Here is a 23932-nt window from a genome sequence, read left to right on the forward strand (position 1 = left end):
CTACGGCGTCCACCAGCGCAGGCCGACCATCACGAACACGATTGCCAGTTGCAGCAGCCCCTGCAGGCCCCCGAGCCTGGCGTTTCGCATCCCGATCTCGGAGACCAGGTCCACGTCCGGGTTCTCTGAGACGACCTGCCGGTAGATGCGGACCTCGCCGGGCAGGATGACCCCGAAGCCCTGCACGGACAGCAGCGTCACGATACCGAGCGTGGCGACGATCCACCACGAGGTCATCGCGAAGGCCGGCAGCGTGGCCGCCAGATACGCGCCGGAACCAACGACGGCGACGCCGAGGACGCCCAGCGTCTTCGGGTCGGTCAGCGCGTCGAACTGGTAGCCGATGAGGAGGACGACCGGAAGCAGCGTCGCGGCGGTCAGCAGCGCCAACCACGGGTCGGCGTTGGGGAACTTCCCGAGGCGGAGCGCCAGCAGGATGCCGCCGCTGATAGTCACCGTCGCCAGCGACGGCATCAGGAACGTCATCTTGGGCGTGAACGAGGCGAAGAAGTCGGCCCGCGCCTCTGGTTCCTGGCCGCCGAGCACCGGCCCCAACACGAGCCCCATGAACAGGTCGATGCCGGTCCACAGCACCCCAGCCATCACATGTACGTAGGTTAGCGCCCGGATGTTGCCGCTGGCGACGGCCCCCGCAAACGCAATGAGCGGGACTGCGACTGCGCCCACGGCAAAGGCCGGGTTCGCTTGCTTCGCCAGCCCACCGATACCCCGTTTCCGCTCGATGCGGTCCGCTGTCGACTGCGCCATAGCTGGCTATATCAGGTTTCGCCGTCGACTAAAACGTTGGTGGCGGGTGCGGAGATTTATCCCGGAACACGGCATCACTCTCAGGTATGACCGCACGCTTAATACGATGCAATACGTTGCATTTCGCATGGAGAACGTCACTACTCGAATGAGCGATACGGAACTCGATCTGGTGGCGCGTCTCGCTGAGGCGAAAGGAGAGAGTCGGAGCGACGCGATCCGACAGGCGATCCGGCAAGGCGCTCGCGAGGAACTCGTTCGGGTCGCCCTCCAGCGCTATCAGGACGGAGCGGTCGGGATGCGCGGTGCGGCGGAGTTGGCAGGGCTCACCATCGCGGAGATGATGGCTGAAGCGAACGACCGCGGAGTTCTGTCGAACTACGACGAGGTCGATCTGGCCGACGACGTAGACGCACTTCGATGACCTGGAACGGGCGGGTCGTACTTCTTGATGCGAGCGTTATTATTACATTAGCTGAAACCGGGTCGATTGATTTACTCGATTCCGTGCGTGGCGGATTGGCCGTCTCTCGGGCGGTAAAATTCGAGATCTCGAAAGAGCCTGCTAAATCAGCACTCGACACCTGCATAGATGAAGGGAGTATCGTTCAAACTAATATTCTCGCCTGGGCCGGAGAGGAAGATCAAGATGAACTCGTTTCCGATTCAGCAGCTCGACTCGGGAACGATCCTGGGTCAGTAATTGATACCGAAAGAAAAGTTCCAATGATCGTCGACGGCGATGTTGCACTGCTCACCGGCGCTCGACTTGCGGACGAGTGTGTCGTCATCACCGATGACAAACCGCTCCGGAATGCTTGTAAGTCAATATGGCTACCAGTTTCGGGGACAATCGGTGTACTCGTCCGTGCCGTGGAAACCGGGGATATTGATCCGGACGCCGCAAAGGAGACGCTCTATGCGATGGATGAAGTCGGAGCCCGCCTCAGTGCGAGTCTCGTGAGGCGAGCGGAGCGATTGATCGACGACGCGGCCGATTAGTCGTCGTCCGCAGCCGGCTGTTCGGCCGATAGCTCGCGGTCTGCTCGCGGCCCCTCTAGGTCGACGTTCGGCAGCAGGTCACGGAGGTACTGCCCGGTGTAGGACGCGTCGGTCCGGGCCACGTCCTCCGGGGTGCCCTCGGCGACGAGTTCGCCGCCGTTCTCGCCGCCCTCCGGCCCGAGGTCGATGATGTGGTCGGCGTTTTTCACCAGGTCGAGTTCGTGCTCGATGACGACCACCGTGTTGCCGTCGTCGGTGAGCCGGTGGAGCACGTCGATGAGCTTGCGCTCGTCCTCGGGGTGGAGCCCGGTCGTGGGTTCGTCAAGCAGGTACAGCGTCTCGCCCGAATCCTTCTTGCCGAGTTCCTCGGCGAGTTTCACCCGCTGGGCCTCCCCGCCCGAGAGGGTGGTCGAGGGCTGACCGAGGCGCATGTAATCCAGGCCCACGTCCTTCAGGAGCTCCAGCCGGCGGCGAATCCCCGAATGGCTCTCGAAGAAGTCGTAGGCCTCCTCGACGGTCATCTCCAGCACGTCGGCGATGGTCGCGCCCTTGTAGGTCACGTCCAGCGTCTCGTCGTTGTAGCGCGCGCCGCCACACTCCTCGCAGGGGACCGTCACGTCAGAGAGGAAGTTCATGTCGATGGTGACCGTCCCCTGGCCGCCACACCCCTCACAGCGGCCGCCCTTGACGTTGAACGAGAACCGGCCTTTCTCGTAGCCGCGCTGTTTCGCCAGGTTCGTTTCGGCGAACAGCTCGCGAATGTGATCGAAGACGTTGGTGTACGTCGCTGGGTTCGACCGGGGGGTGCGACCGATGGGCGACTGGTCGATGAGCCGCACCGTCTCGACGTTGTCGAGGCCGTCGATGGCGTCGTGCTCGCCGGGGTTCACGTCGGTGTCGTTCATCCGACGGACCAGCCCTTTGTACAGCACGTCGTGCATCAGCGTCGACTTCCCGGAGCCGGAGACGCCTGTGATGGCGGTGAAGGTCCCCAGCGGGATGGACACGTCGAGGTCCGCGAGATTGTGCTGGCGAGCGCCCCGGACCGTGAGTTCGTCGTCGGCCTCGCGGCGGCTGTCGGGCACCGGAATCGTCCGCTCGCCCGAGAGGTACTCCCCGGTCACCGACGCCTCGGTGTCGATGACCTCCTCCATCGGGCCGTTGACGACGACCTCGCCGCCGCGCTTGCCCGGGCCGGGACCCATGTCGATTATCTGGTCGGCCCGGCGCATCGTCTCGGTGTCGTGTTCGACGACCAGCAGCGTGTTCCCGAGGTCCCGCAGTTCCTCCAGCGTGTTCAGCAGGCGGTCGTTGTCCCGCTGGTGGAGGCCGATGGAGGGTTCGTCAAGGACGTAGAGGACGCCGACGAGGCCGCTGCCGATCTGCGTTGCCAGCCGGATGCGCTGGCTCTCACCACCAGAGAGCGTCGAGGCCTCCCGGTCCAGCGTCAGGTAGTCCAGACCCACCTCGGTCATGAAGCCAAGCCGGGCCCGAATCTCCTTCAGAATCTCCTCGGCGATTTTCCGGTCCCGAGCGGACAGGTACTCCTCCATCCCCTCGAAGTGGGCCAGCGCGTCGCTGATGGACATCTCGTTTACCTCGGTGATCGAGGTGCCGTCGACGAGCACCGCCCGCGATTCGGCTTTGAGCCGCGTCCCTTCACAGGCCGGGCACGTCGTGGTCGCCATGAACTCCTCGATGTGCTCGCGAGCGCGGTCCGAGTCCGTCTCGACGTGTCGCCGCTCCAGGTTCGGGATGACGCCCTCGAAGCGCTCGGTCTTCTCTCGGGTGCCGTTCTTGGTCCGCCACTCGAAGTGGACACGGCTGTCGGTCCCGTAGAGGAACTGCCGCTGGATGGATTCGTCGAGTTCCTCGAACGGCGTCGAAAGGTCCACGCCGAAGTGCTCGGCGACGTTGTCCAGTTGCCGTGAGTAGTACGTCCGGTCGTAGCTCCAGGGCTCGAAGACGTGCTTGAGCGGCTTCGATGGGTCGGTGATGACCAGATCCTCGCTGACCTCCTTGGTCTCGCCCAGCCCCTCACACTCCGGGCAGGCCCCGTGCGGCGAGTTGAACGAGAACGACCGCGTCTCGATTTCGGAGATGTCGATACCGCAGTGGGTACAGGCCAGATCCTCGGAGAGTTCGACGACGAGGCGATCCGAGGCGGTTCCGTCGCCGTCCTCCTCCCCGTCGGCGAGGTCGCCGGTCGCCCTGGCATCCGACCCGCCGAGCGCCTCCGCCGCGCCCTCGGGCGGGTCCGGCAGGATGACCTTCAGCGTCCCGTCGGCCTCTTCGAGTGCCGTCTCGACGGAGTCGGTGATGCGCGAGCGGGCGTCCGGCGATATCTTCACGCGGTCCACGACCACGTCGACGGTGTGGTCGTAGTTCTCGTCCAGGTCGGGGCGGTCCATCGTGAGGTCGAACTCCTCGCTGTCGACCTCGACGCGGCTGTACCCCTCGCTCACGAGGTCGTCGAACAGGTCCTCGAAGGCCCCCTTCTGGTCGCGGACGACCGGCGCACACAGCTTGGCGCGGGTCCCCTCGGGGAGTTCCAGAATCCGCGAGACCATGTTCTGTGCGGACTGCTCACCGACTTCACGGCCACACTCCGGACAGTGTGGCGTGCCGACCCGAGCGTACAGCAAACGGAGGTAGTCGTGCAGTTCAGTGACGGTCCCGACCGTCGAGCGGGGGTTGTTGGCCGCGTTCTTCTGGTCGATAGAGATGGCCGGTGACAGGCCCTCGACGTTCTCGACCTGTGGCTTGTCCATCTGCCCCAGGAAGTTCCGTGCGTAGGCGGAGAGCGATTCGATGTAGCGCCGCTGGCCCTCGGCGTACACCGTCTCGAATGCGAGCGAGGATTTGCCCGACCCCGACAGCCCGGTGACGACTGTCAGTTCCTCGCGGGGGATCTCCACGTCGACGTCCTTGAGGTTGTGTTCCTCGGCCCCCCGGACCTCGATTATATCCTTGCTCATCTTGGATTTTACTTGGCCGGCAGGGGGGAAACCCTGTCGGTTCGGGCCTCGGCGGACGACTTCAGGCGCGTGACTGTTTTTATTTTGATCAGTACGTCGAAAGATTTACCACGAATATCGAATATGAGATTGGTATGGGAACGAGCGACTACGACATCAAGGGGATCGACCTCTCCGACGACAGCTACACAGTCGAACAGAGTCTGGTCCGCAACAAGTACAAAGCCATGGACGCCGCCGGGAACGTCGTCCTCCGCGGGAAACAGAAGATGATGAAGATGAAAGAGGAGTTCCCGTTCGTCGACGCAAACGACAACGAGGTGTTCCAGGTCAAGGCCGGCGGCATCATCGACGTGGCCGGCAACTACGTCCTGACCGATTCCAAGACCGACGAAGACATCGTCATCCTCGACAACGACTACTCCATCTTCCAAGATACGTGGAAGATTCGGGACGCCAGTACCGAGGCGAAGATCGCCGAGATCACCTCACAGGGCGCGCTCGTGACCATCGCTCGCAACGTCGTCCCCTTCGGCGGCTGGATTCCCCACAAGTACGAGATCAGCGATCAGGACGGCAACCACGTCGGCAACATCGACGGGCAGTTCTCGCTGAAAGACCGCTACGAGATTACTATCGACGACGCCAGCACGGTTCCGAAGGAGCCGATCATTGCCGCGGCGATGGTTATCGACGCGATTCAGGGGAACTGACCCCTCACCGGAATCCTTCTTGCCCTGGCTCCCGCATGGACGGCTATGCGCCGCCGGACGGTCCTCCGACGACTCGCCCTCGCAGGCACAGGTGTCGGCCTCGCTACGGGGACGACCCGCGGCCATCCGATGCCGACCGGAGATGGGACAGCCGAGCCAGCGGCCTCCGACACCCCGACTGGCGAGGACCCGCTGGGCGTGCTAGAGATGGAGACGGTGTACGAGGTCGTTACCAGCCTCGACGGACACACGGCCTACGTCGCGACGGGGGACGGCATCGCGCTCGTCGACCTCGTCACGCCGACCAGTCCGCGACTGCTCAGCCGACGGACCGACCTGCTGGCCGAGAGCGATGACGGGCCAATACAGCGTGTACAGGACCTCGCTGTCAGCGGCTCACGGCTGCTGGCCGCCGGTCCCGCTCACCCCGCCGACGGCGCTCACGGTTTCGTCGTCTTCGACGTGAGCGACCGGCAGGCTCCGGAGCGAATCGCGGGCCTCGAACTGGACACACGGGTCCACAACTGTCACTTTGACGGCCGCTACGCCTATCTGACCGCGAACGACCGCGACGGCAACCCCTTGCTCGTGGCCGATATCGAAGCCGAAGAGGAAGTCGGCGAGTGGTCGCTGCTTGATGCCGGCGACGCCTGGACCGACGTGCCGACGAGTCTCTGGCCGCTGCACGATGTCTGGGTGGAGGACGACCGGGCCTACTTGGCGTACTGGGACGGCGGGACGTGGGTCGTGGACGTATCCGACCCGAGCGACATCTCGCTCGTCTCGAAGGTCCGCGGGCGCTCCCCCGAAGACCTCGCCGCCATCGAGGACCCCGGGACCGAGCGGAGCGAACCGCCGGGCAACGACCACTTCGTGACGGTCAATGAGGACGCGTCGCTGCTGGGCGTCGGCGGCGAATCATGGGACCTCGCGGACGACGACAGCGGCGGCCCCAGCGGCATCGACCTGTACGACATCAGCGACCCGACCGACGCCGAACTGCTGTCCACGCTCGACCCGCCGCCGACCTCGGACCCGTCGCCGGGGGGCATCCTCACGACGGCACACAACTTCGAACTGACCGACAACCGCTGTTACTCCGCGTGGTACAACGGCGGCGTCCGTGTCCACGACCTGACGGACCCGACCGCTCCGGAACTCGCCTTCGAGTGGCGCGACACCGAAGCGACCTCGTTCTGGACCGCACAGCGGGCCGCCGGCTGTTTCGTCGCCGGAAGCACGAACGCGAGCCAGGGGACGGAGGTCCAGCCCGGACTGTACACGTTCCCGGACCCGCGGATACGGACGCCGACAGCGGACCCGTCGGCCACGGGCGACGAGGGCGGCGGCGCTAACAGCACTGATGGCACCTCCCTCGGGGTCGGCGGCCCCGGCTTCGGCGTCGGGTCGGCGGTTGCAGCGGTCGGGCTGGCAGCCTGGCGCGCCCGACGCCGGCAAGACTGACCTCGCCCGCCTGATTGAGCCCCGTTGCGTCACTCCAGTGCGCTCTTGACAGCGGCGGCGACACTCCGGGCGCGCTCGGCCAGCGGTTCGGAGATGTGTCCCCGCTCGACGGCCGCGTCGAGTTCGTCGTCGTCGACCCGCTCGACGGTGCCGTCGGCGTGTTTCACCACGTCGACGTGGAGGTCCACGTACCGGGCGGTGTCGGGGAAAACCTCGACGGGCGTGCAGACGTTGACGTAGGTACCCTTCTTTTCGCCGTCGCTGTCGCGGTACACCGTCGGATACCACCAGCGCCCCTCCTTAACCTTCGTTTCAGCGATGTCGCCGGCCTCCTTCGGGACGCCCAGTGCGTCGTAGGTGCCGCCGGGACTCATCTCGCGCTCGATGGTCACCGTTCCGTCGTCATCGACGGACTGGACCTCGCCATTGCCTAGCGTGATGAGTCGGCCGTCGGGCTTGCCGTGACCCAGCGACAGCGACCCGCCGACCTGCGGGCCGAACTGCCGGGTCGTTACGGTGAAGGGGAAGTCCGTCTCGCCGGTTTCGGGGTCGTCACACAGCGCTTCGACGTAGTCCACAGCGGCGCTGGCCGCGCGGTCGCCCGCCTTCACCCGGTGGTGGCCCGGCATGGTTGCTGTCACTTCGCGGCGGACCTCGTCGAGCGCGAACCGGCTCTCGCGGCCGAACCACAGCCACGTCGTCGCCAGCCCCGTGCCGTAGCGGGTGGGGGCGCAGTCCTCGGGGGCGTCGGCTCCCGCAAGCGCGTCGTCGACGGTCGCCGCGCGGTCGTTGGCGGCGTCGAGGGCCTCGGCCAGCGCGTCGAAGCTCGCGTCCTCGCTCGCCGACGCCCACGAGACGCCCCAGCCGTCCCGGGGCTCCGCGGCGATGACGTCTAGCATCGCTGGGCCACCGGTCCCCGACCTGTTGGCGGTCCCGCCGCGCACGAGCGAGAGGAGCGACCCGCGAACCGCGACGGTGGTGTCCAGCACGGGGCGGCCGTTCGTCCACGGCGCGCTCGCCTCGACGACCTGCACCCGGAGGGTATCGCCCGTCGCGACGCGTTCATCCGAGGACGAGTACGGGAGAAAGCCCTCGCCGTCGCCGAGGTCGACAACAGCGCCGCTCCCCAGCGTCTCCGTTACCGTGCCGGCGTAAATAGCGCCCTCGGGCGTCGGGTCGTCCCAGCGGAGCGTGTCCCGACCGATTTCAGTCAGGCGGTCGGTGACTGTTTCGGCAACGTCGCGGTCCCCCACGACGCCGACGCCCTGCTGGTCGTCCGTCGTCACCACGGTGACCGCCGCCCGCTCGTCGGCGAACTCGCCGTCGAAGCGGTCCTCGATAGGACCCGATGCCTGGACGACCTCGTGGTCCGCCTCGCGCAGTAACTGGGTCAGCGCCGTTGCGTAGATGCCCCTGACCCGGACGGTCATAGCGCGTCCTCGTCGGCGGCAAAGCGGACCCGTCCGTGGACTGTCGGCCCCAGCGAGAGCTCTACTTTCTCGTCGCTCAGAACGCGTCCGCCCTCGACCGGGACGCCCCAAGTGTCGAAGCGCAGATATCCCCGGATATCGTCGGCGTGGGTGAACAGGTCGCAGTATTCGACGGTGTGTTCCTGAATCTCGCTGGAACTGTGAGCGATATCCATATCGGAGTACACCGTCTCGCGGCCGTCGAAGAAGGCTTCCAGTTCTCCGGCCGCGTCGTCGGTGGCTTCGACCACCGCGTCGGAGGCCGCTTCGATGGTCGCTTGCTCAACGCCAGCATCGCGGAGCGCCTGCTGTTCGCGTTGCGTGAAGTGCATACCCGCGAGTCAGTGGCGGGGAGAGGAAAACAGTGCGGAATCGCCTACACGATCATCGCGTTCAGCACGAGCATCAACAGCCCGAACATGACGCCGGTCGCGACGATTGTTCGAGGGTCGATACGGATCGTGTTCTGGTCTTCGGCGTCGAAATATCGGACCAGTCCCGCACTGGACATCAGTCCGCCGCCGTCGCTGCCACTCATACTTCAGGGTGGTGTATCACCAACACTAAGCCTTTCGGGTCGCCCGCGATTGCGTGCCTCCGGTACACATGGATAACCCTTATCAGATACCGCGGGCTAACACGAACAGAGTACTATGACGGTTACACTGAAGGACTTCTACGCGGACTGGTGCGGCCCTTGCAAAACGCAGGACCCGATCCTCGAAGACCTCGAGGAGGACTGGACGGACGTCGAGTTCGAGAAGATCAACGTCGACGAGGAACAGGACGTTGCCAACGAGTACCAGGTGCGCTCCCTCCCGACGCTCATCATCGAGAACGACGACGGCATCGTTGAGCGCTTCGTCGGCGTCACGCAGGCTGACGACATCGACGACGCGCTGCAGCAGGCTTCGGCGTAACTCAGTCGTTTTTGCGGTTCGTCACGCCGGCCGATAGCGACTGCTGGCTCACTCTCGTTCGGCCAGCCCCGAATCGTCGATTTCGTCGACGGCGATCAGCATCCGCCCACCTTCGAGCGCGGTTACCATCTTCGACTCGGTGAAGGTTGTTTCGTCGGCCCGCAACCCTTCGCTCTGGCCGGTCCACTTCCCGCCGCTTCTGACCACGGGAATGACGTGCGTCCTGATGTGCTGGACCTCGTTGCTCGGGTGGAGTTCCGACCAGTGCTTGCCGACGAGTTCCTCCGACTCGTAGCCGTAAAACGAGGCGTAGGTCTCGTCGACTCGCTCGAAGCGTTCGTCCGAGCCGATAACGCCGACACCGCTGAGTTTGACTTCGCTGCCCGTCTCGAAGCTGCCGTCCGAGTCGACGGCGTGTTCGACCCGGCGGATGAGCGACGTGTACTGGTCCGTCCCGACGGACTTCTTGAGGTAGTCGGTGACACCGGCCTGGATGATCTCGGCGGCGACGTCGCCGGTCTCCTCCCCGGAGAACAGCAACACCGGCAGTTTCTGGTGGGTCTCCCGGATGGCTTCGAGGAAGTCGATGCCGTTCATCTCCGGCATGCTGTAATCGCTGACGACGCAATCGAAATCCGTCTCCGAAGACCGAATCATCGTGAGAGCGTTCTTGGGATTCGTCTCCGTCGTGACAGTACAGTCAAGGCCGCTGTCTTCTCGTTCGAGATACGTTTCGACGAGGGCTCCCAACGCCGCGTCATCGTCGACATGGAGTATTGAGAGCGAATCTTCCGTCTCCATTCTTTGCTATCAGGGATAGAGTACGCAAGTAGTTGACGCCTATCTTGAGGTATTTGATAATCAACTGCGCGACCAGCCGCGGGCCGCGCCAGCGTTTCGTCGCTGGCGTCGGGGAAGGGCAGGGCTGCCGCTGGAACAGGAGTAGCAGTAGCGCCGTCGTTGCGGTGGCCGAGTGAGTGCAGTAAAGCATACCGCTCGCCAGCGGCGAGCGGTTTCACTTCTCGCGACCAGCGGGAGCGAGAAGGTCGTTTTTAGCGTAGATTTTTGCGAACCCGCTCCCCACAGCGCGCTCTGCGAGCGCGCGAGGAGAGGGGGTGACGTAAAAAGGTACTATTGGAACCGCACGCCGAGGTCGTGCAGACCGTCGTTGTGGCGGGCGACGTTGATGAGCAACGGCGTCAGTCCCTCGATTTCGGCGGCGTTGGCGAGCGGGCCGCCGTCCAGCGCACGCAGCCCCTCGATGCCTTCGGCGAGTTCACAGACGGTGTCCTTGGCGTCGGTGTCGTCGCCGACGACGATGGTGTCCCAGTCCAGATCGGCGTCGAGGTTGGCGAGGCGGCCGGCTGCGAGGTTGTGGAAGGCTCCCACGACGGGGGTGTCGTCGGGGGCGGCGTTGGCGGCCAGTTGCGTGACGCTGCCGGCACCGGGGCGGTTGTAGTGGAAGCCGTCCTCGTCGCGTTGCATCCCGACGGCGGGGGACACGAGCGTGGTGTCGTCGAGTTCGTCGGCGACGGCGTCGATGGTGTCCGTGAGGTGGTAGGCGGGGACGGCGGCGACGACGACGTCGGCGCGGGCGGCGGCGTCCTCGTTACCCAGGCCAGCGATTGCCACGTCGTCGTGGCCGCGGCTGGCCAGTTCTGTCTCGTACTCCTCCGCTTTGTTCGCCGCCTTCTGGGCTTTCCGGGAGCCGATGATGATCGTGTGGTTGGTGTCGTCAGCCCAGCGGAGGGCGAGACCTTGGCCGATGTCTCCAGTACCGCCAAGCAACGCGATGTCCATACTTACGGCGTAGGCCGACCACTGAATAAACGTTGTGTGACAGGTTCGGTCATACTGTTGGCTGTCCCTAGTGTCCGATATTCGCTACCCTGTGTGGCGAAATTCTTTACAGACGTACAGCCGACAGTATCAGGTGTACTCCTCCCAGGCCCGGTCGAACCCGCCGGCGAAGGCGACGTACAGCGCGCTCCCGAGGCCCACCAGATAGCTGAGCCACTGTGTCGCGACGCCGGGGATCGAGGTGGCCCCGAGCCAGAGAGCAAATATCGTCGAGAGCGGGACCATCACGAAAAAGAGGACGATGATGAACATCCCGACGCGGCCCGGCCGGTGGACGGATTCGAGGATGTCGTCGCGTTCGCGCATCGTCCAGTAGGCCACGACGAGGCCGATTAACTGGCAGGTGACGGCGTACAGCGGCACCAAATCGACCGACGGTTCGTGGATGACCGCGCCCCCGACGAGCCCGGCCCAGATGCTCACCAGGAATGCCCAGCCAAACGTCGGCAGTCGTCGCATACCCGAGGTCTCTGTCCCGCCGGTGAAACCGTTGCTGTTTGCGGTCGAGGGGCGCTGCCGGTGACCCGATGACGCGGGCTACGCCGCATCCAGAAGCTCCGGCAGGTCGGTGACCGATTCGACGACGGCGCTCGCGCCGTTGTTGGCGAACGTCCGGCGGCCGGCGTCGCCGGTCAGCCCGCCGGTCAGGACGCCGATGCCGTAGTACACGCGGTCGTCGTCGGCTTCGTCGGCGTTGACCGCCGTCGCCACGTCGTCGAGGGTATCTCCAACGAAGGCGACCCGCTCGGCGTCGAAGCGCTCGGCGAGCGTCCGCAGGGCGGCGGGGTGGGGCTTGCCCTCCTCCCAGTCATCCATGGTGAAGCGGTGCTCTGTGGGCAGGTCGAGACCGACGCGCTCCAGCGCGATGTCGGCCTCGGCGGCCGGGCGGCCGGTGACGACGCCGACGGCGAAGCGGGCCTGCAGGGCCGACAGTGTCTCGTCGTCGACCAGCAGCGGCTCGTCGTGGATGTAGCCGGGCGCGGCAAACGGCGGCTCGCCGCCCTCGATGTCCCGGTAGAGGTCAGTGCCGAGATACAGCGTCTGGAACACGTCCCGGAGCTGTTCGCGGTCCCAGGCGTCGAAGACTCGGTCTTCGGCCGGTTCGTCCAGCAGGTCACGAACCACTGCCTCGGCCGCGTCGAGGCCGCCGCCGCGCTCGGCGATGGCGTCGGTGAACGCCGCCAGGTCGGAGACGGCGGACTCGCGGTCGGCGAGGACGAACAGCGCCGCTGCGTAGGTCAGTTCCCAGTCGTTGTTGAACCCGCCGGCGTCCTTGAACTGCTGGACCGCCGCCTTCTTGATCGTGTCACCGTACACCCGGTCGATAGATTCGACGATTGCCCGACGATAGGAGTCGGCCACGTCCACCAGCACGCCGTCGATGTCGAGGACGACCGCGTCGATTTGCATGAGCGAGCGAAGGCGGTCCTCACTCAAGCGCCTTGCTATCTTTCGCCCGGTACAGCGTCTCCCCGCCCGGGAGCTGTTCTCGCTCGACCGCGACCGTCGGCTGGTCGCCGCCCAGCGTCGTGAACCAGAATGCCGCCCCGACGGTGTTGGCGACGGCCAGCGTCGGTCGGTGCAGCTCCGGCGGTAAATTCCGGGCGAACACGATATCACACCCCGCATAGACGGACTCGTCGGGGTCAAGAATATCGTCGACAACGAACCGCACGCCCTCGGGGACCGCCCGTTCGACGATGTCCGTTGCGGTCACATCCACGCCCCGCTCGGCCAGGGCCCCGGCTACGTCAGGGTGGTTTCCGATGCCGACCTCGACGACGGAATCGACAGACGCCAGTCGGTCGACAAGCGGGCCGGTGGTGTCGGTCACGTCGTACAATTTATGAGATGCGGGCGCATATGCGTTCCCATGCACGTCGACATCGTGCCGGTGGGCGAGGTCTCGGCCCAGGTCAAACGCGAGGCCTCGGACGGACTTCGATCCGTCTACGACTGTGAAGTCTCGATGCACGAGCCACAGTCCATTCCCGCCGGCGCGTACGATGGGGACCGCGACCAGTACCGCGCAGAGGAGTTCATCGACCTGGCTCGCCGGGTCGGCTCCGGCGGCAAAAACATCGCTATCACGCCGAAAGATCTCTTCTACCGCCGCCGGAACTACGTTTTTGGGCTCGCATATCTCGGTGGCTCCGGCAGCGTCATCTCCACGTACCGGCTCCAGACATCCTCCGATGGCGGGTTCTCGAACCGCTCGGCCGGCGAAATCTTCTCGCAGCGAGTACGCAAGGAGGTCGTCCACGAGGTCGGACATACCCTCGGGCTGGAGCACTGTGACAACAAGCGCTGCGTGATGAACTTCTCCCCCACTGTCCGACAAGTCGACGTGAAGGAAGTCTCGCTGTGTGGCTCTTGCCAGCGAAACGTGCTGTAGTTTGCGAACGGATACCAAACTGATTCGGTATAGCGCCTACACTCCTGTGGTACTTGTACACATACGCGATGAGCAAGAGTCAGTCCCCCGAGCGCGTTGCGGAACTGCGAGACATCTTCGTGACGGTCACCGGTGACGAATCGGTCACTGAACCCCAGACAGACGAGCAAACCGACCGCGAACTCGACCCGGACGAGGAGTTCGACCCGGCCGAAGTCGCTGACGGTCTCGACGATGCGGTTGCGGGGTCCGAGACGGACGGTGGCAATGACCCTGCGGCGTAACGCCGCGGACTACTCCTGTCTCCTTTGCGAGTAGCGGCTGTACTACTACCTGAGACGTAGTCTCACCAGCTAACTCCCGGGGTGACATGTGGAGTCAATAGCCACGCCGAGCGCGGTTCGGCAGGCGCGACCGTCGAGTATCGACCTCCGTCGACGAAACCGCTTGAGCACAGCTGTTCTCGCAAAAACGACTCCGGCTGAGGTCTCTTCACCCGTAGATTTCCGATGACGAGACAGTCGCCGTCTGGCTCTCGCCAGCCTCGCTCCCGCTCTGAGCCTACGGCGCGTAGTAGTACTCGCCGGCGTTCTTCTGTTCGCGGTCCAGTTGCGAGTCGGGTTTGTTGATGCGAGGGCGGGAGGTCCGTTCGTCACGGCGGAAGGTGATGTCGAGGTTCTGGAGGAACTCGTTCATCCCCTCGCGCATGCCCTGTGGCGGCGCGGCGTGGCCGTTCCGGGCCGGTTCACCGTCGAAGACGAGCAGGCGGTCGGCCAGCAGGTCGATCATGTAGATGTCGTGGTCGATGACCATCGCCGTCGCGTCGTGGTTCTCGGCGTAGCGACGGATCGCGGAGGTCGCCATGACGCGCTGTTCCACGTCCAGGTGGGCCGAGGGCTCGTCCAGCAGGTAGAGGTCGGCGTCCTTCGAGAGGCAGGCCGCGATTGCGACCCGCTGGCGCTCCCCGCCGGAGAGGTCGGTGAGCTGCTGTTCCATCACCGACTCCAGTTGGAGCGGCTGGGCGATTTCGGTGTTCCAGTAGGAACTCCCGAAGTCGTCCGTGATCGACGCGAGGAAGGCGTCGACGCGCATCGGCTGGTCGATCTCGATGTACTGGGGCTTGTAGGCGATGTCGAGGCTGGTGTCGATTTCGCCCGCAGTCGGTTCGAGCCGGCCGGCGAGCATCTTCGCGAACGTCGACTTCCCGATACCGTTCGGGCCGACGACGCCCAGCACTTCGCTCTCGCGGATGGTACCGGCCTCGACATCCAGCGAGAACTCGCCGCTGCCGTAGCTCTTCTGGAGTTCGGGGTACTCGATGACCACGTCGCCGGTGGAGGCGCTCCGTGGCGCGTGTTCCTCGAACTCGATGTCCGTCTGGCGGATGCGCATGTTCTCGTTTTCGAGGTAGCCCGAGAGGTACTCGTTGATGCCCTTCTTCGTCGATTTGGGCGGCGTGATGATACCGAACGCGCCGGGGGTCCCGTAGGCGACATTGATGTTGTCCGCGAGCAGGTCCAGGATGGCGAGGTCGTGCTCGACGACGAGCATCGAGCGGTCCTCCTCCTCGGCGAGTTCCCGGATGAGCCGCGCGGCGGTCATCCGCTGGCCGATGTCCAGATACGGCGTGATCTCGTCGAGGAAGTAGAAATCGGCGTCCCGCGCCAGCGTGGCGACCAGCGCGACCCGCTGGAGCTCCCCGCCGGAGAGATCGTCGATGTGGTTGTCCACGACCGGCTCGATGCCTGTCCGTTCGATGAGATAATCGAGGTCGCCGCGTTCGTCGGTCTGGTCCAGCAGTTCGATGGCTTTGCCGTCGAACTGGTCCGGAATCCGGTCGACGTACTGGGGCTTGCGGGCGACGCTCACGTCGCCGTCGCGCATCTGTTCGAGGTACTCCTGCAGGGCAGTCCCGCGGTATTCGTCGAGGATCTCGTCCCAGTTCGGCTCCTCGCCGTAGCGGCCCAGGTTGGGCTGCATCTCGTCGGCGAGGATGCGGACGGCGGTGGTCTTCCCGATGCCGTTCGGGCCGAGAATCCCCGTCACCTGGCCTTCGGCGGGGCTCGGAAGCCCGTACAGCGCGAAGGCGTTCTCCCCGTAGCGGTGGACCGGCTCGTCGGTCAGCTCCTGTGGGAGATTAATGATCTCGATGGCGTCGAACGGGCACTTGTTCACGCAGATACCGCAGGACTCGCCCAGACAGATCTCCTCGGAGATGCGGACCTGGTCGGGCTGGCCCTCGAAGGGTTCGTCCTCCTCGTACTCGTCTTCCCGCTTGACGATGCACTCTTTCCCGCTGCGGTTGGGCGGGCAGTAGTTCATGCACTCGTAGTTACAGCGGTCGGGCTGACACCGCTCTAGGTCGACGACGGCGATACTGTCTTCGGCCATCGTTACGCTCCCGTCGTGAGGAGAATGCCCCACGAGACGAACCACAGCGAGAAGGTCATGAAGCCGATGTAGAGCACGTCCTTCGCCGAGAGGTCGTCCGTGTCGATGCCGATCACCCGCAGAATCGGGAACTGTGCTGCGATAGCGACCGCGAGGACAAGTATCCCTTGCGGGGCGTCCGGCGTGGCCGCTAACTCGTTGGAACCGAACGCGGCGGCGATGCCAGCGACGGCTGTCAGCGTCGTGACAGTGAGCCCCCGCATATGGGAGCTCATTCCGTCCGCCGTTTCCGTAGCCATACCACACGTTCCACTACCCGCAACCAAAAGGTGCGCGGTTCAGTACTGTGACGCGGCCGCAAATGCGTGCGGCGGCGAGACGGACTCCTCAATCTTTATGCGCCCGGCGCTTGTGATTACGGGTAATGACGGACTCTGATGGGGAGGCCATCGCAGACCTTCCGCCGAGCGCAAAGCTCGTATACAAGGTTCTGGAGTACGACGGCCCGCTGACACAGAAAGGCATCGTCGAGGAGTCGATGCTCTCGGCACGGACCGTTCGCTACGCTCTGGAACGACTCGACGAAGTCGGTGTCATCGAAGAAGACGTGTACTTCGCCGACGCGCGACAGAATCTCTACGAGATTATCGACCAACCGGCGGAAGCGGACGCCGCCGTCTCGGACTGACACGCCTTCTCGCTTGGCTGTTTCGCGACGCGTTCACGCAGCCGCTGGTTACAGCGACGCGACCACGTCGTCCGTCATCGCGATCTCCGCGAACTCACCGCGCAGTTGCGCCAGCGCAGTCCGGTGAACGAGCGACGGCTCGAAGCGTTCGCCGTCGAGCGTTCGGTCGAACGTCGCCGTCGCATCGCCCGGGACGACAACCTCAAACCCGCGGTTTTCAGCCATCCGCGTCGTCGTCGACACGCAGTGGTCAGTCGTCAGGCCACAAACAACGAGCGTCTCGTGGTCCCGTTCGCGGAGCCACGCCTCCAGTCCGGTGTCGACGAACGCGCCGTTGACGCGCTTTTCAAACGTCGCTTCTCCCGGTTCGGGCTCCAGTTCCGGCTTGAACGCGAACCCCGGTTCGCCGTGCCGGAGCGGCGAGTCCGGCTCCGTCGAGTTGTGCCGGACGTGGACGACCGGAAGCCCACGCTCTCGCCATTCGGTAAGCAGGCGTGTCGCGTTCGCCTCGGCGTCGGGGTTGCTCCGCGTCCCCCACGCCGGGTCGTCGAACCCCTGCTGGAAATCCACCAGCACGAGCACCGGTGTCTCGGGCAGTGCGACCATTTCAGTCGGCCGGCTCCGGGGCGGGCGTCCCGATGAGCCACTTCGATTTCGGGTGCTCGCGCGTCACGGTTATCGGACACTCGTCCGGCGACGCGTCCTCGTCCGACGACAGCATGTACTGGGGCCACTCCCGATCGCCCTCGACGCCCCAGTCGCCCAGGTCGGCGTGGGGACAGACGCCGTCGTACTCCTCCAGCCGTCCCTGGATGATATTGCGGGCGTGCTGACCGGCCTCGGTGTCGGCCGTGACGTTCAGGTCCTCGAACAGCGCCCGGGGCTGGAACGTAACTTCCAGCCCGACCGGACAGTAGCGGCTCTTTCGCGTGTCGTAGAACGGTGCGCGGCAGGTCGGAAACATCGGCTCGCCCCCGAAGCAGAACTCCCAGTGCGGGTCATCTGGATCGGTCGGGATGTCCTCGGGCCACGGCTCCGGGTCGTGGACGTGGAGGAACTGGAGGATATGCCAGAGCCGGTCGTGGTACTCGGCCTCCGTCAGCGGTCGCTCAGGCGGCCGGAAGAAGGTCACCAGTGAGGCCCGCTCGCTGTGGTCCTGATAGGTCTCCAGATACGTGAGCAGCGTCCGGCCGAGGTCGAACAGCGCGTCCGGGTCGCTCATTGACGGGACAGCCGTGTACAGCGGTTCACCGTCTCGAACTGACTCTGCGCCGAAAAAACAGGGGAACGGGGAGCCGTTCCGCTCACCGGTCAGCCCCTCACGGAAGGTCCGCCAGTGGGCCCCGACCCACTCCGGTGCGTCACCGCGCTCCACTCGGGCGGCCAGCGTCTCCTGGTCCTGTAAGCTCCCGACGACTGCGTCAGTCATGGCTAGTCGGTCGTGTTCCACCGGAATTTAGCTGTCGTTTTCGCCGGCTCGGCCCCATTTCTCGGCGATAACCGCACGACCGGCTTGCTCGCCGAACCCTACGACGGGACGACAGTAATCGTGCTGCCGCGGTCGATCGCTCGCTCTAGTTCCTCGGCGATGCCCGACCCGCGCGAGACCTGAATCTCGCCGCTACGGGAGACCGTCGCGGTAAAGAGGTACTCGCCGTCGGCCTGCAGTTCGACCGTGTCGCCGGCGTGGCCGTCCAACGGGACGATGACGTGCCGGGAGGTGACTTCCGGCTGGACGATCTCGCCCTGCTTGCCGCCGGATTCGGTCTGGGGGCCACCGGAGGGACCTGACGGCCGTTCCTCGAAGGTCCGCACGTCGATGTCGATGCCGAGGCGGTTCTCCACGTCGGAGATGCGGCCGCCGCCCTTCCCGATGACCTGCGAGATGTCGTCGTCTTCGACCCAGACGACGGCGGTGTTCGGACCGCGGAGTTCGACCTCGACGTGGCCGCGGGCGATGGACCGGATCTCGCGTTCGACCTCCTGCTTGGCGAGGCGGTCGACGCCGGAGTCCTGCTCGTCCTCGTCGTCGCCCAGCGGCACCGTGACGACCTGGTTGTTGAAGGTGTAGATCTCGAACTCCGGCCGCCCGGTCTCGAAGTCCTTGACCATGATGACCGGTCGTGCGAGGTCTTCCTCCATGAGCCCCTGTGGGACCTTGACTTCGGTCGTCACGTCGTAGACCGTGTCGACTTCCCCGGCTTCGATGTAGACGACGGTGTCGACGATCTGGGGGATGAGCCCCAGTTCGACGCGGCCGATGAGCCGCTGGAGCGCGTCGATGGCGCGGGTCGCGTGGACGACGCCCACCATGCCGACGCCGGCCAGGCGCATGTCCGCGAACACCTCGAAGTCGTCTGTCTTGCGCACCTCGTCGTAGATGGTGTAGTCCGGCCGGACCATCAGCAGCGAGTCGGCGGTCTTCTCCATGGAGCCGCCGAGTTCGGTGTACTGTGTGATGTTCGGGCCGACCTGGAGGTCCCGTGGCTTCTCCATCGTCTTGACCGCGTAGTCGGCGTCGACGAGGAACTCCCCGACCGCCTGGGCGAACGTCGATTTCCCGGCCCCGGGTGAGCCGGAGATGAGGACGCCGCGCTGGTGTTCGGTGAAGCGGTCACGGAGCTGGTCCGCGTACTCGTAGTCGTCCAGTTCGGTCTTGACGATGGGCCGGACGGCCGTGATTTCCAGTGCGTCGGCGAAGGGCGGCCGCGCGATGGCGATCCGGAAGTCCCGGAACTGGGTGATCGTCATCCCGGGCTCGTCGAGTTCGAGGAAGCCGTCCGGCGAGGCGCGCGCGCTCTCCTCGATGTCGGCGGCGTACTCCCGTAGCTCACTTTCGGTTGCAGGGTCGTCGCGGATCGGCGTGTACTGCATGTCGCCGATAGAGCCCTTCTTGGCGTAGGGCTGGACGCCGACCTTGAGGTGGACGCTCATCGTCCCCTCGTCGAAGAAGTTCTCGATCTGCAGGCGGTCGACCGTCCGCTTGACCGGCTCGACGAACTCCACTGCGAGCCCTTTCGCGCGGGCCACCTGGGCCTGCACGTCGTCGCTGGTCACGAGCGTGGCACCGCGGTCACCGGCGATGTCCCGGATGAGCGCGTCGATCTGCCCCTCGCCGGCCTCGCGCTTCTCGATGGCGTCGGGTCGTCGGCCCACGTACTCCACGTCGATAGTACCCCCCTCGGCCAGGTCGACGAGCGTCTGGAGCTCTTCAAGGCCCTCCCAGCCCGTCTCGCGGCCGTCGTTCGCCTGTGCTTCGAGTTCGCCGACGACGGCTTCGGGGACGACGACCGTCGCGCCGGCAAAGCCCATGCCGTCGACGTCGGTGTCGGGGTCGGCATCGGCCTTCACTTGGTCGGACACGCGGCCGTCGATGACCACGCTCGTGTCCGGTACGATTTCCATATCGGCCGTTGGAGACTGCCGTTGATAAGGGTATGGAGTCCGTGCCCTCTCCGTCCCTGCCGTCCGCGGGCAGGCTCACCTGCCCCGGATTTTTGCCGCTCCGGCACACGACCCACGGTATGGAGACGCTGCCGTCGCTGACTCGTGCCCTCGTTTCGATCCCCAGTCACGACGACGAAGCGGCTGCTGGGGAGTACATCCTGACGTGGCTCCGGGACCACACCGATGCGCAAGTCACCCGCGACGACCACGGGAACGTCATCGCCCGCAAGGGCCAGGCCGACGACTCGCTCGCCTTCGTCGGCCACCACGACGTCGTCCCGCCGGACGAGTCCCAGGTCGACGCCGACGGCGAGTACGTCGTCGAGGAACGCGACGGCCGTCTCTACGGCCGGGGCGCAGCGGACATGAAGGGGTGTGTCGCCGCGGCGTTGCTGGCCTTCCGGGACGCCGACCCCGCTAGCGAACTGATTTTCGCTTCGTTCGTCGGCGAGGAACAGGGCGGCATCGGGTGCCAGGCCGCCATTGAGGACGGCTTCGCGCCCGACTACGCCGTCGTCGGTGAGGGGTCGACCGGCTACTCCGCACCAGGAACGACGGACGTGGCCGTCGCCCACAAAGGCCGGCGGGGATCGACTATCGTCGCCGAGGGCGCGGCGGCCCACGCCAGCGAACCTGAAGCCGGCGCGAACGCCATCTACCGCGCGACCGACGCCGTCGACATGGTCCGGGACCTCGACTTCCCCGAGACGACCGTCCTGGGCCACGAAATGAGCGGGAGTGTCGCCGTCACGGAAATAGATGGCGGCTCGGCCTGGAACGTCATTCCCGAGCGATGCGAGGTCACCGTCGACGAGCGGACAGTCCCGGGCGAGCGCGCGCCGCTGGACCGGGTCGAAGCTATCGACGGCGTCTCCTGGCGCGTCGACCAGGACCTCCCGCCGATGGCCTGTGGCGACGCCGACTTCGCGGAGCGGGTGCTGGACGCCGCTACCGCCGCGCAGGACGCGACACCTGAACACGTCGTCAAACCGCACGCGACCGACGCCGGCTGGCTCGCCCAGGCCGGGACGGACTGCGTGATTGTCGGCGCGGCCGAACCCGGCGAGGCCCACACTGGTGATGAGAGCGTGTCGCTGGCTGTGTTGGAGCGGTGTCGAGACATCTACGAGGACGTTGCCGAGTCGTGGCCGCCCGAGTGACTGTCGGCTGTTCCGCGCTGCCCTGATGTGTCCTGTTAGCTAGTGCACCCCTTACCGGCGGCGTCGGGCCTTTACGGTCACCGGCCTAACGCCGCCGTATGGCAACAGCGAGCGAGGACAGCGAGTCCACGTACGAGCAGTTCCTGGATCACGTCCGCCGCCTCCACTACGTCGAGGACGCCGGCGGCGTCCTCAACTGGGACCAGCAGGTGATGATGCCCGACGCCGGCACGCCGGCCCGGGCGAAACAGACCTCCGCCATCTCGACGCTCCATCACGATCTGCTTACCGACGACGATCTGGCCGACTGGCTGGACGAACTCGACGACGCCGACCTCGACCCCGAACAGGAGGCCGTCGTTCGGGAGGTCCGGCGGGACCACGAGCGGGCCACCAGGGTCCCCGCAGACCTTGTCGAACGCCTCTCCGAAGCGTCCTCGAACGCCCTGCCGGTCTGGAAGGAAGCCAAGGCCGAGGACGACTTCGACGCCTTCGCCGACACGCTGGAGGAACTGGTCGAACTCCGCCGGGAGTACGCCGCCGCCATCGACCCCGACCGCGACCCCTACGAGGTGCTGTTCGAGGAGTACGAGCCGTATCTCGGCATCGACACTGCCGAGGAAGTACTCACGAACCTCCGCGACGCGCTCGTTCCGCTCATCGACGACATCGCCGACAGCGACGTGACGCTTGCCGACCCATTCGAGGGCATCTACGACGACGACACCCAGCACGACCTCGTCGAGACAGCGCTTGACACGCTTGGCTACGACTGGGACCGCGGCCGCCTCGACACTGCACCCCACCCGTTCTCGATGGGGACGCAGTTCGACGCCCGCGTCACCACTCGCTTCACCCCCGAGGACCCGCTTGACGCGCTCGGCTCGACCATCCACGAGTTCGGTCACGCCACGTACACGCTCGGCCTGCCACAGGAAGCGTACGGCACGCCGCTGGGCGACAATCGCGACCTCTCCGTTCACGAGTCACAGTCACGCTTCTGGGAGAACCACGTCGGCCGCTCGCGTTCGTTCTGGGACTTCTTCACCGAGACGGCCAACGACCATCTCGGGACCGACGCCACCGCCCAGCAGTTCTACGAAGCGTTCAACGAGGTGTACGACGACAACCTCATCCGGGTCGAGGCGGACGAGCTAACGTACCACATGCACATCATCGTCCGTTTCGAAATCGAACGGGACCTCATCCGTGGGGACCTCGCCGTCGAAGACGTGCCAGGGGTCTGGAACGACAAGATGGAAGAGTATCTCGGTATCCGCCCCGACACCGACGCCGAGGGCTGCCTGCAGGACATCCACTGGACCAACGGGGCCTTCGGGTACTTCCCCACCTACACGCTCGGGTCGGTGCTGGCCGCGCAACTGGACCACCACGCTCGGCAGGACATCGACGGCTTCGACGACCACGTCCGCGCCGGCGAGTTCGGCCCGATTCACGACTGGCTCACCGAGAACGTCCACCAGCACGGCGCACGCTATCGGACTGACGACCTCGTGGAAGAAGCGACGGGCGAGTCCTTCACCGCCGAGCACTTCCTCGACTACGCCGAGGAGAAGTACCGCGCGCTGTACGACTGCTGACACGACGGTCGACGAACCCCGTTCCAGATATCGACTCTGATACTATTGGGCAACTCGTTTTATATTCCCCTCCCATTGTGACGACTACTATGGCTGAGAGACCGACGGAAAATGTAACGAACCAAACAGGGACGGGGATCGACACGGACATCCAGGACGACGTCGCGGAGAATATCGACACGGAGGCCGGCTACAGCCACACTGCAGCGAGCGAGATCCAGACGATGCTGGCCGAGCTGGAGGGCACGTCGGTCGGAATCGCGGAGGAAACTGCCGAGATCCGCGAACAGGCCGCCGAGCAGTACGAGGGACTGACAGACATCGCAAACGAGGTGTCGAACCTCTCGGCGTCGGTCGAGCAGATCGCCTCGTCGTCCGAAGAGGTGTCCGCGGCCTCCCGCGAAGCAAAGGAACTCGCCGAACGCGGGCAGGGGAACGCTGACGACGTCCACGAGGCGATGGAGAACATCCAGCAGGCGGCCGACAGCGTCGCCGAGGACGTCAAGACGATTCAGGAGAGCGTCGAGGAGATCGACGAGATCGTCGACGTCATCAACGACATCGCCGACCAGACCAACATGCTGGCGCTGAACGCGTCCATCGAGGCCGCTCGCGCCGGTGAGGCGGGCGAAGGGTTCGCCGTCGTCGCAAACGAGGTCAAGAGCCTCGCCGAGGAGTCACAGGAGCAGGCGACGACCATCGAGCAGATGATCGACGGCATTCAGGACGACACCGAGAACGCCGTCGAGAGCCTCGAAGAGAGCAACGAAGAGATCGACGACGGTATCGACACTGTCGAGGAGTCGACCGAAATCCTCGAAGAGATCGACGACACTGTCCGCGAGGTCAACAACGGTATCGAGGAGGTCGCTACGGCGACGGACCAGCAGGCCGCCTCGACCGAGGAAGTGGCCAGCATGATCGACCAGTCCACGGACGCAGCCGAGGATATCGCCGACGGTACGGCCGACATCGCCGAGGAATCCGATGAGCAAACCGACCTTCTCACCGACATCAATCAGGCGATAGACGATCTCGTCGCGGACCTCCAGCGCAACAACTGAGCGGCGAACTGT

General features: G+C 65.2%; 26 protein-coding genes. 11 read left to right on the plus strand and 15 right to left on the minus strand.

The features are described from left to right. Entirely contained in the window at nt 1-768 is a 768-nt protein-coding gene (locus tag Har1131_RS04770) for a hypothetical protein (RefSeq protein WP_050037063.1), read from the minus strand. 127 nt (nt 769-895) lie between these two features. Here Har1131_RS04770 and Har1131_RS04775 point away from each other — a divergent pair, with 127 nt between their 5' ends. Both Har1131_RS04775 and Har1131_RS04780 read left to right on the plus strand, forming a co-directional pair. Beyond that, complete coding sequence (locus tag Har1131_RS04775) at nt 896-1192, plus strand: UPF0175 family protein (RefSeq protein ID WP_050007252.1); 297 nt, start codon at nt 896-898, stop codon at nt 1190-1192. Next, nucleotides 1189-1770 carry a DUF3368 domain-containing protein gene (locus Har1131_RS04780; protein ID WP_151145282.1) on the plus strand — a complete coding sequence of 194 codons (582 nt, stop codon included), beginning with the start codon at nt 1189-1191 and terminating at the stop codon, nt 1768-1770. Before Har1131_RS04775 ends, Har1131_RS04780 begins: the two co-directional genes overlap by 4 nt. On the opposite strand, the gene uvrA is transcribed toward Har1131_RS04780, so the two are convergent. Beyond that, nucleotides 1767-4748, minus strand: coding sequence for an excinuclease ABC subunit UvrA (gene uvrA, locus Har1131_RS04785; RefSeq protein WP_151145285.1), 2982 nt, complete (start codon nt 4746-4748; stop codon nt 1767-1769). The genes Har1131_RS04780 and uvrA overlap by 4 nt on opposite strands. 134 nt (nt 4749-4882) lie before the next feature. Here uvrA and Har1131_RS04790 point away from each other — a divergent pair, with 134 nt between their 5' ends. Then, nucleotides 4883-5461 (plus strand): LURP-one-related/scramblase family protein, encoded by a 579-nt coding sequence (locus Har1131_RS04790; RefSeq protein ID WP_050037060.1) that lies wholly within the window; start codon nt 4883-4885, stop codon nt 5459-5461. 45 nt (nt 5462-5506) lie between these two features. Then, a complete protein-coding gene (locus tag Har1131_RS04795; protein WP_058990847.1) occupies nt 5507-6925 on the plus strand; it encodes an LVIVD repeat-containing protein in 1419 nt (472 codons plus the stop codon). Between the two features lie 29 nt (nt 6926-6954). Here Har1131_RS04795 and Har1131_RS04800 read toward each other — a convergent pair whose 3' ends face one another. Genes Har1131_RS04800 through Har1131_RS04810 form a run of 3 tightly spaced genes read right to left on the minus strand, consistent with a single transcriptional unit; the run spans nt 6955 to nt 8932 of the window. Continuing rightward, a complete protein-coding gene (locus Har1131_RS04800; RefSeq protein WP_050037059.1) occupies nt 6955-8355 on the minus strand; it encodes a DUF402 domain-containing protein in 1401 nt (466 codons plus the stop codon). After that, the gene (locus tag Har1131_RS04805; RefSeq protein ID WP_014041273.1) at nt 8352-8726 is read right to left on the minus strand and encodes a hypothetical protein; all 375 of its coding nucleotides are present in this window, start codon (nt 8724-8726) and stop codon (nt 8352-8354) included. The genes Har1131_RS04800 and Har1131_RS04805 overlap by 4 nt, the downstream gene beginning before the upstream one ends. A gap of 44 nt (nt 8727-8770) precedes the next feature. Beyond that, nucleotides 8771-8932 (minus strand): preprotein translocase subunit Sec61beta, encoded by a 162-nt coding sequence (locus Har1131_RS04810; RefSeq protein WP_004514908.1) that lies wholly within the window; start codon nt 8930-8932, stop codon nt 8771-8773. Nucleotides 8933-9047: 115 nt separating this feature from the next. On the opposite strand from Har1131_RS04810, the gene Har1131_RS04815 reads away from it, so the two are divergent. Then, on the plus strand, nt 9048-9314 hold the full coding sequence (locus Har1131_RS04815; protein ID WP_008307970.1) for a co-chaperone YbbN: 267 nt from the start codon (nt 9048-9050) through the stop codon (nt 9312-9314). A 48-nt stretch (nt 9315-9362) separates the two neighbouring features. On the opposite strand, the gene Har1131_RS04820 is transcribed toward Har1131_RS04815, so the two are convergent. The 5 genes from Har1131_RS04820 to Har1131_RS04840 all read right to left on the minus strand — a co-directional run bounded on the left by Har1131_RS04820 (nt 9363) and on the right by Har1131_RS04840 (nt 13017). Beyond that, nucleotides 9363-10115 (minus strand): response regulator, encoded by a 753-nt coding sequence (locus Har1131_RS04820; protein WP_151145288.1) that lies wholly within the window; start codon nt 10113-10115, stop codon nt 9363-9365. A gap of 330 nt (nt 10116-10445) precedes the next feature. Then, nucleotides 10446-11114 (minus strand): NADPH-dependent F420 reductase, encoded by a 669-nt coding sequence (gene npdG / locus Har1131_RS04825; protein ID WP_014041271.1) that lies wholly within the window; start codon nt 11112-11114, stop codon nt 10446-10448. A 129-nt stretch (nt 11115-11243) separates the two neighbouring features. Then, nucleotides 11244-11633: a hypothetical protein gene (locus Har1131_RS04830; RefSeq protein ID WP_050037057.1), complete on the minus strand. Its 390-nt coding sequence runs from the start codon at nt 11631-11633 to the stop codon at nt 11244-11246. Between the two features lie 78 nt (nt 11634-11711). Beyond that, a complete protein-coding gene (locus Har1131_RS04835) occupies nt 11712-12584 on the minus strand; it encodes a TIGR01548 family HAD-type hydrolase (RefSeq protein ID WP_050007095.1) in 873 nt (290 codons plus the stop codon). Nucleotides 12585-12603: 19 nt separating this feature from the next. Then, nucleotides 12604-13017, minus strand: coding sequence for a UPF0146 family protein (locus tag Har1131_RS04840; protein ID WP_014041268.1), 414 nt, complete (start codon nt 13015-13017; stop codon nt 12604-12606). 30 nt (nt 13018-13047) lie between these two features. On the opposite strand from Har1131_RS04840, the gene Har1131_RS04845 reads away from it, so the two are divergent. Both Har1131_RS04845 and Har1131_RS04850 read left to right on the plus strand, forming a co-directional pair. Next, nucleotides 13048-13569, plus strand: coding sequence for an archaemetzincin family Zn-dependent metalloprotease (locus Har1131_RS04845; protein ID WP_004514915.1), 522 nt, complete (start codon nt 13048-13050; stop codon nt 13567-13569). A gap of 68 nt (nt 13570-13637) precedes the next feature. Then, on the plus strand, nt 13638-13853 hold the full coding sequence (locus Har1131_RS04850) for a hypothetical protein (RefSeq protein WP_050007097.1): 216 nt from the start codon (nt 13638-13640) through the stop codon (nt 13851-13853). A gap of 277 nt (nt 13854-14130) precedes the next feature. Here the strand turns inward: Har1131_RS04850 and Har1131_RS04855 are convergent, their stop codons facing one another. Both Har1131_RS04855 and Har1131_RS04860 read right to left on the minus strand, forming a co-directional pair. Beyond that, a complete protein-coding gene (locus tag Har1131_RS04855) occupies nt 14131-15960 on the minus strand; it encodes a ribosome biogenesis/translation initiation ATPase RLI (protein WP_050037056.1) in 1830 nt (609 codons plus the stop codon). A 2-nt stretch (nt 15961-15962) separates the two neighbouring features. After that, the gene (locus Har1131_RS04860; protein WP_023843411.1) at nt 15963-16259 is read right to left on the minus strand and encodes a hypothetical protein; all 297 of its coding nucleotides are present in this window, start codon (nt 16257-16259) and stop codon (nt 15963-15965) included. Nucleotides 16260-16384: 125 nt separating this feature from the next. On the opposite strand from Har1131_RS04860, the gene Har1131_RS04865 reads away from it, so the two are divergent. Next, nucleotides 16385-16648 carry a winged helix-turn-helix domain-containing protein gene (locus Har1131_RS04865; protein WP_004514919.1) on the plus strand — a complete coding sequence of 88 codons (264 nt, stop codon included), beginning with the start codon at nt 16385-16387 and terminating at the stop codon, nt 16646-16648. A 48-nt stretch (nt 16649-16696) separates the two neighbouring features. Here Har1131_RS04865 and Har1131_RS04870 read toward each other — a convergent pair whose 3' ends face one another. The 3 genes from Har1131_RS04870 to Har1131_RS04880 form a co-directional block, all read right to left on the minus strand. Continuing rightward, nucleotides 16697-17254 carry a cysteine hydrolase family protein gene (locus Har1131_RS04870; protein ID WP_014041265.1) on the minus strand — a complete coding sequence of 186 codons (558 nt, stop codon included), beginning with the start codon at nt 17252-17254 and terminating at the stop codon, nt 16697-16699. Between the two features lies 1 nt (nt 17255). Next, on the minus strand, nt 17256-18077 hold the full coding sequence (locus Har1131_RS04875; protein ID WP_151145291.1) for a YqcI/YcgG family protein: 822 nt from the start codon (nt 18075-18077) through the stop codon (nt 17256-17258). Between the two features lie 98 nt (nt 18078-18175). After that, the gene (locus Har1131_RS04880; RefSeq protein WP_050037054.1) at nt 18176-20053 is read right to left on the minus strand and encodes a PINc/VapC family ATPase; all 1878 of its coding nucleotides are present in this window, start codon (nt 20051-20053) and stop codon (nt 18176-18178) included. A 119-nt stretch (nt 20054-20172) separates the two neighbouring features. On the opposite strand from Har1131_RS04880, the gene Har1131_RS04885 reads away from it, so the two are divergent. The 3 genes from Har1131_RS04885 (at nt 20173) to Har1131_RS04895 (ending at nt 23920) form a co-directional block, all read left to right on the plus strand. Then, nucleotides 20173-21255: a M20 family metallopeptidase gene (locus Har1131_RS04885; RefSeq protein ID WP_050037053.1), complete on the plus strand. Its 1083-nt coding sequence runs from the start codon at nt 20173-20175 to the stop codon at nt 21253-21255. A gap of 98 nt (nt 21256-21353) precedes the next feature. Then, nucleotides 21354-22856: a carboxypeptidase M32 gene (locus Har1131_RS04890; protein WP_014041261.1), complete on the plus strand. Its 1503-nt coding sequence runs from the start codon at nt 21354-21356 to the stop codon at nt 22854-22856. Between the two features lie 89 nt (nt 22857-22945). Continuing rightward, nucleotides 22946-23920, plus strand: coding sequence for a methyl-accepting chemotaxis protein (locus tag Har1131_RS04895; protein WP_014041260.1), 975 nt, complete (start codon nt 22946-22948; stop codon nt 23918-23920). The last annotated feature ends 12 nt before the right edge of the window (nt 23921-23932 follow it).

The organism is Haloarcula sp. CBA1131, from assembly GCF_008728975.1.
GTDB lineage: Archaea > Halobacteriota > Halobacteria > Halobacteriales > Haloarculaceae > Haloarcula > Haloarcula hispanica.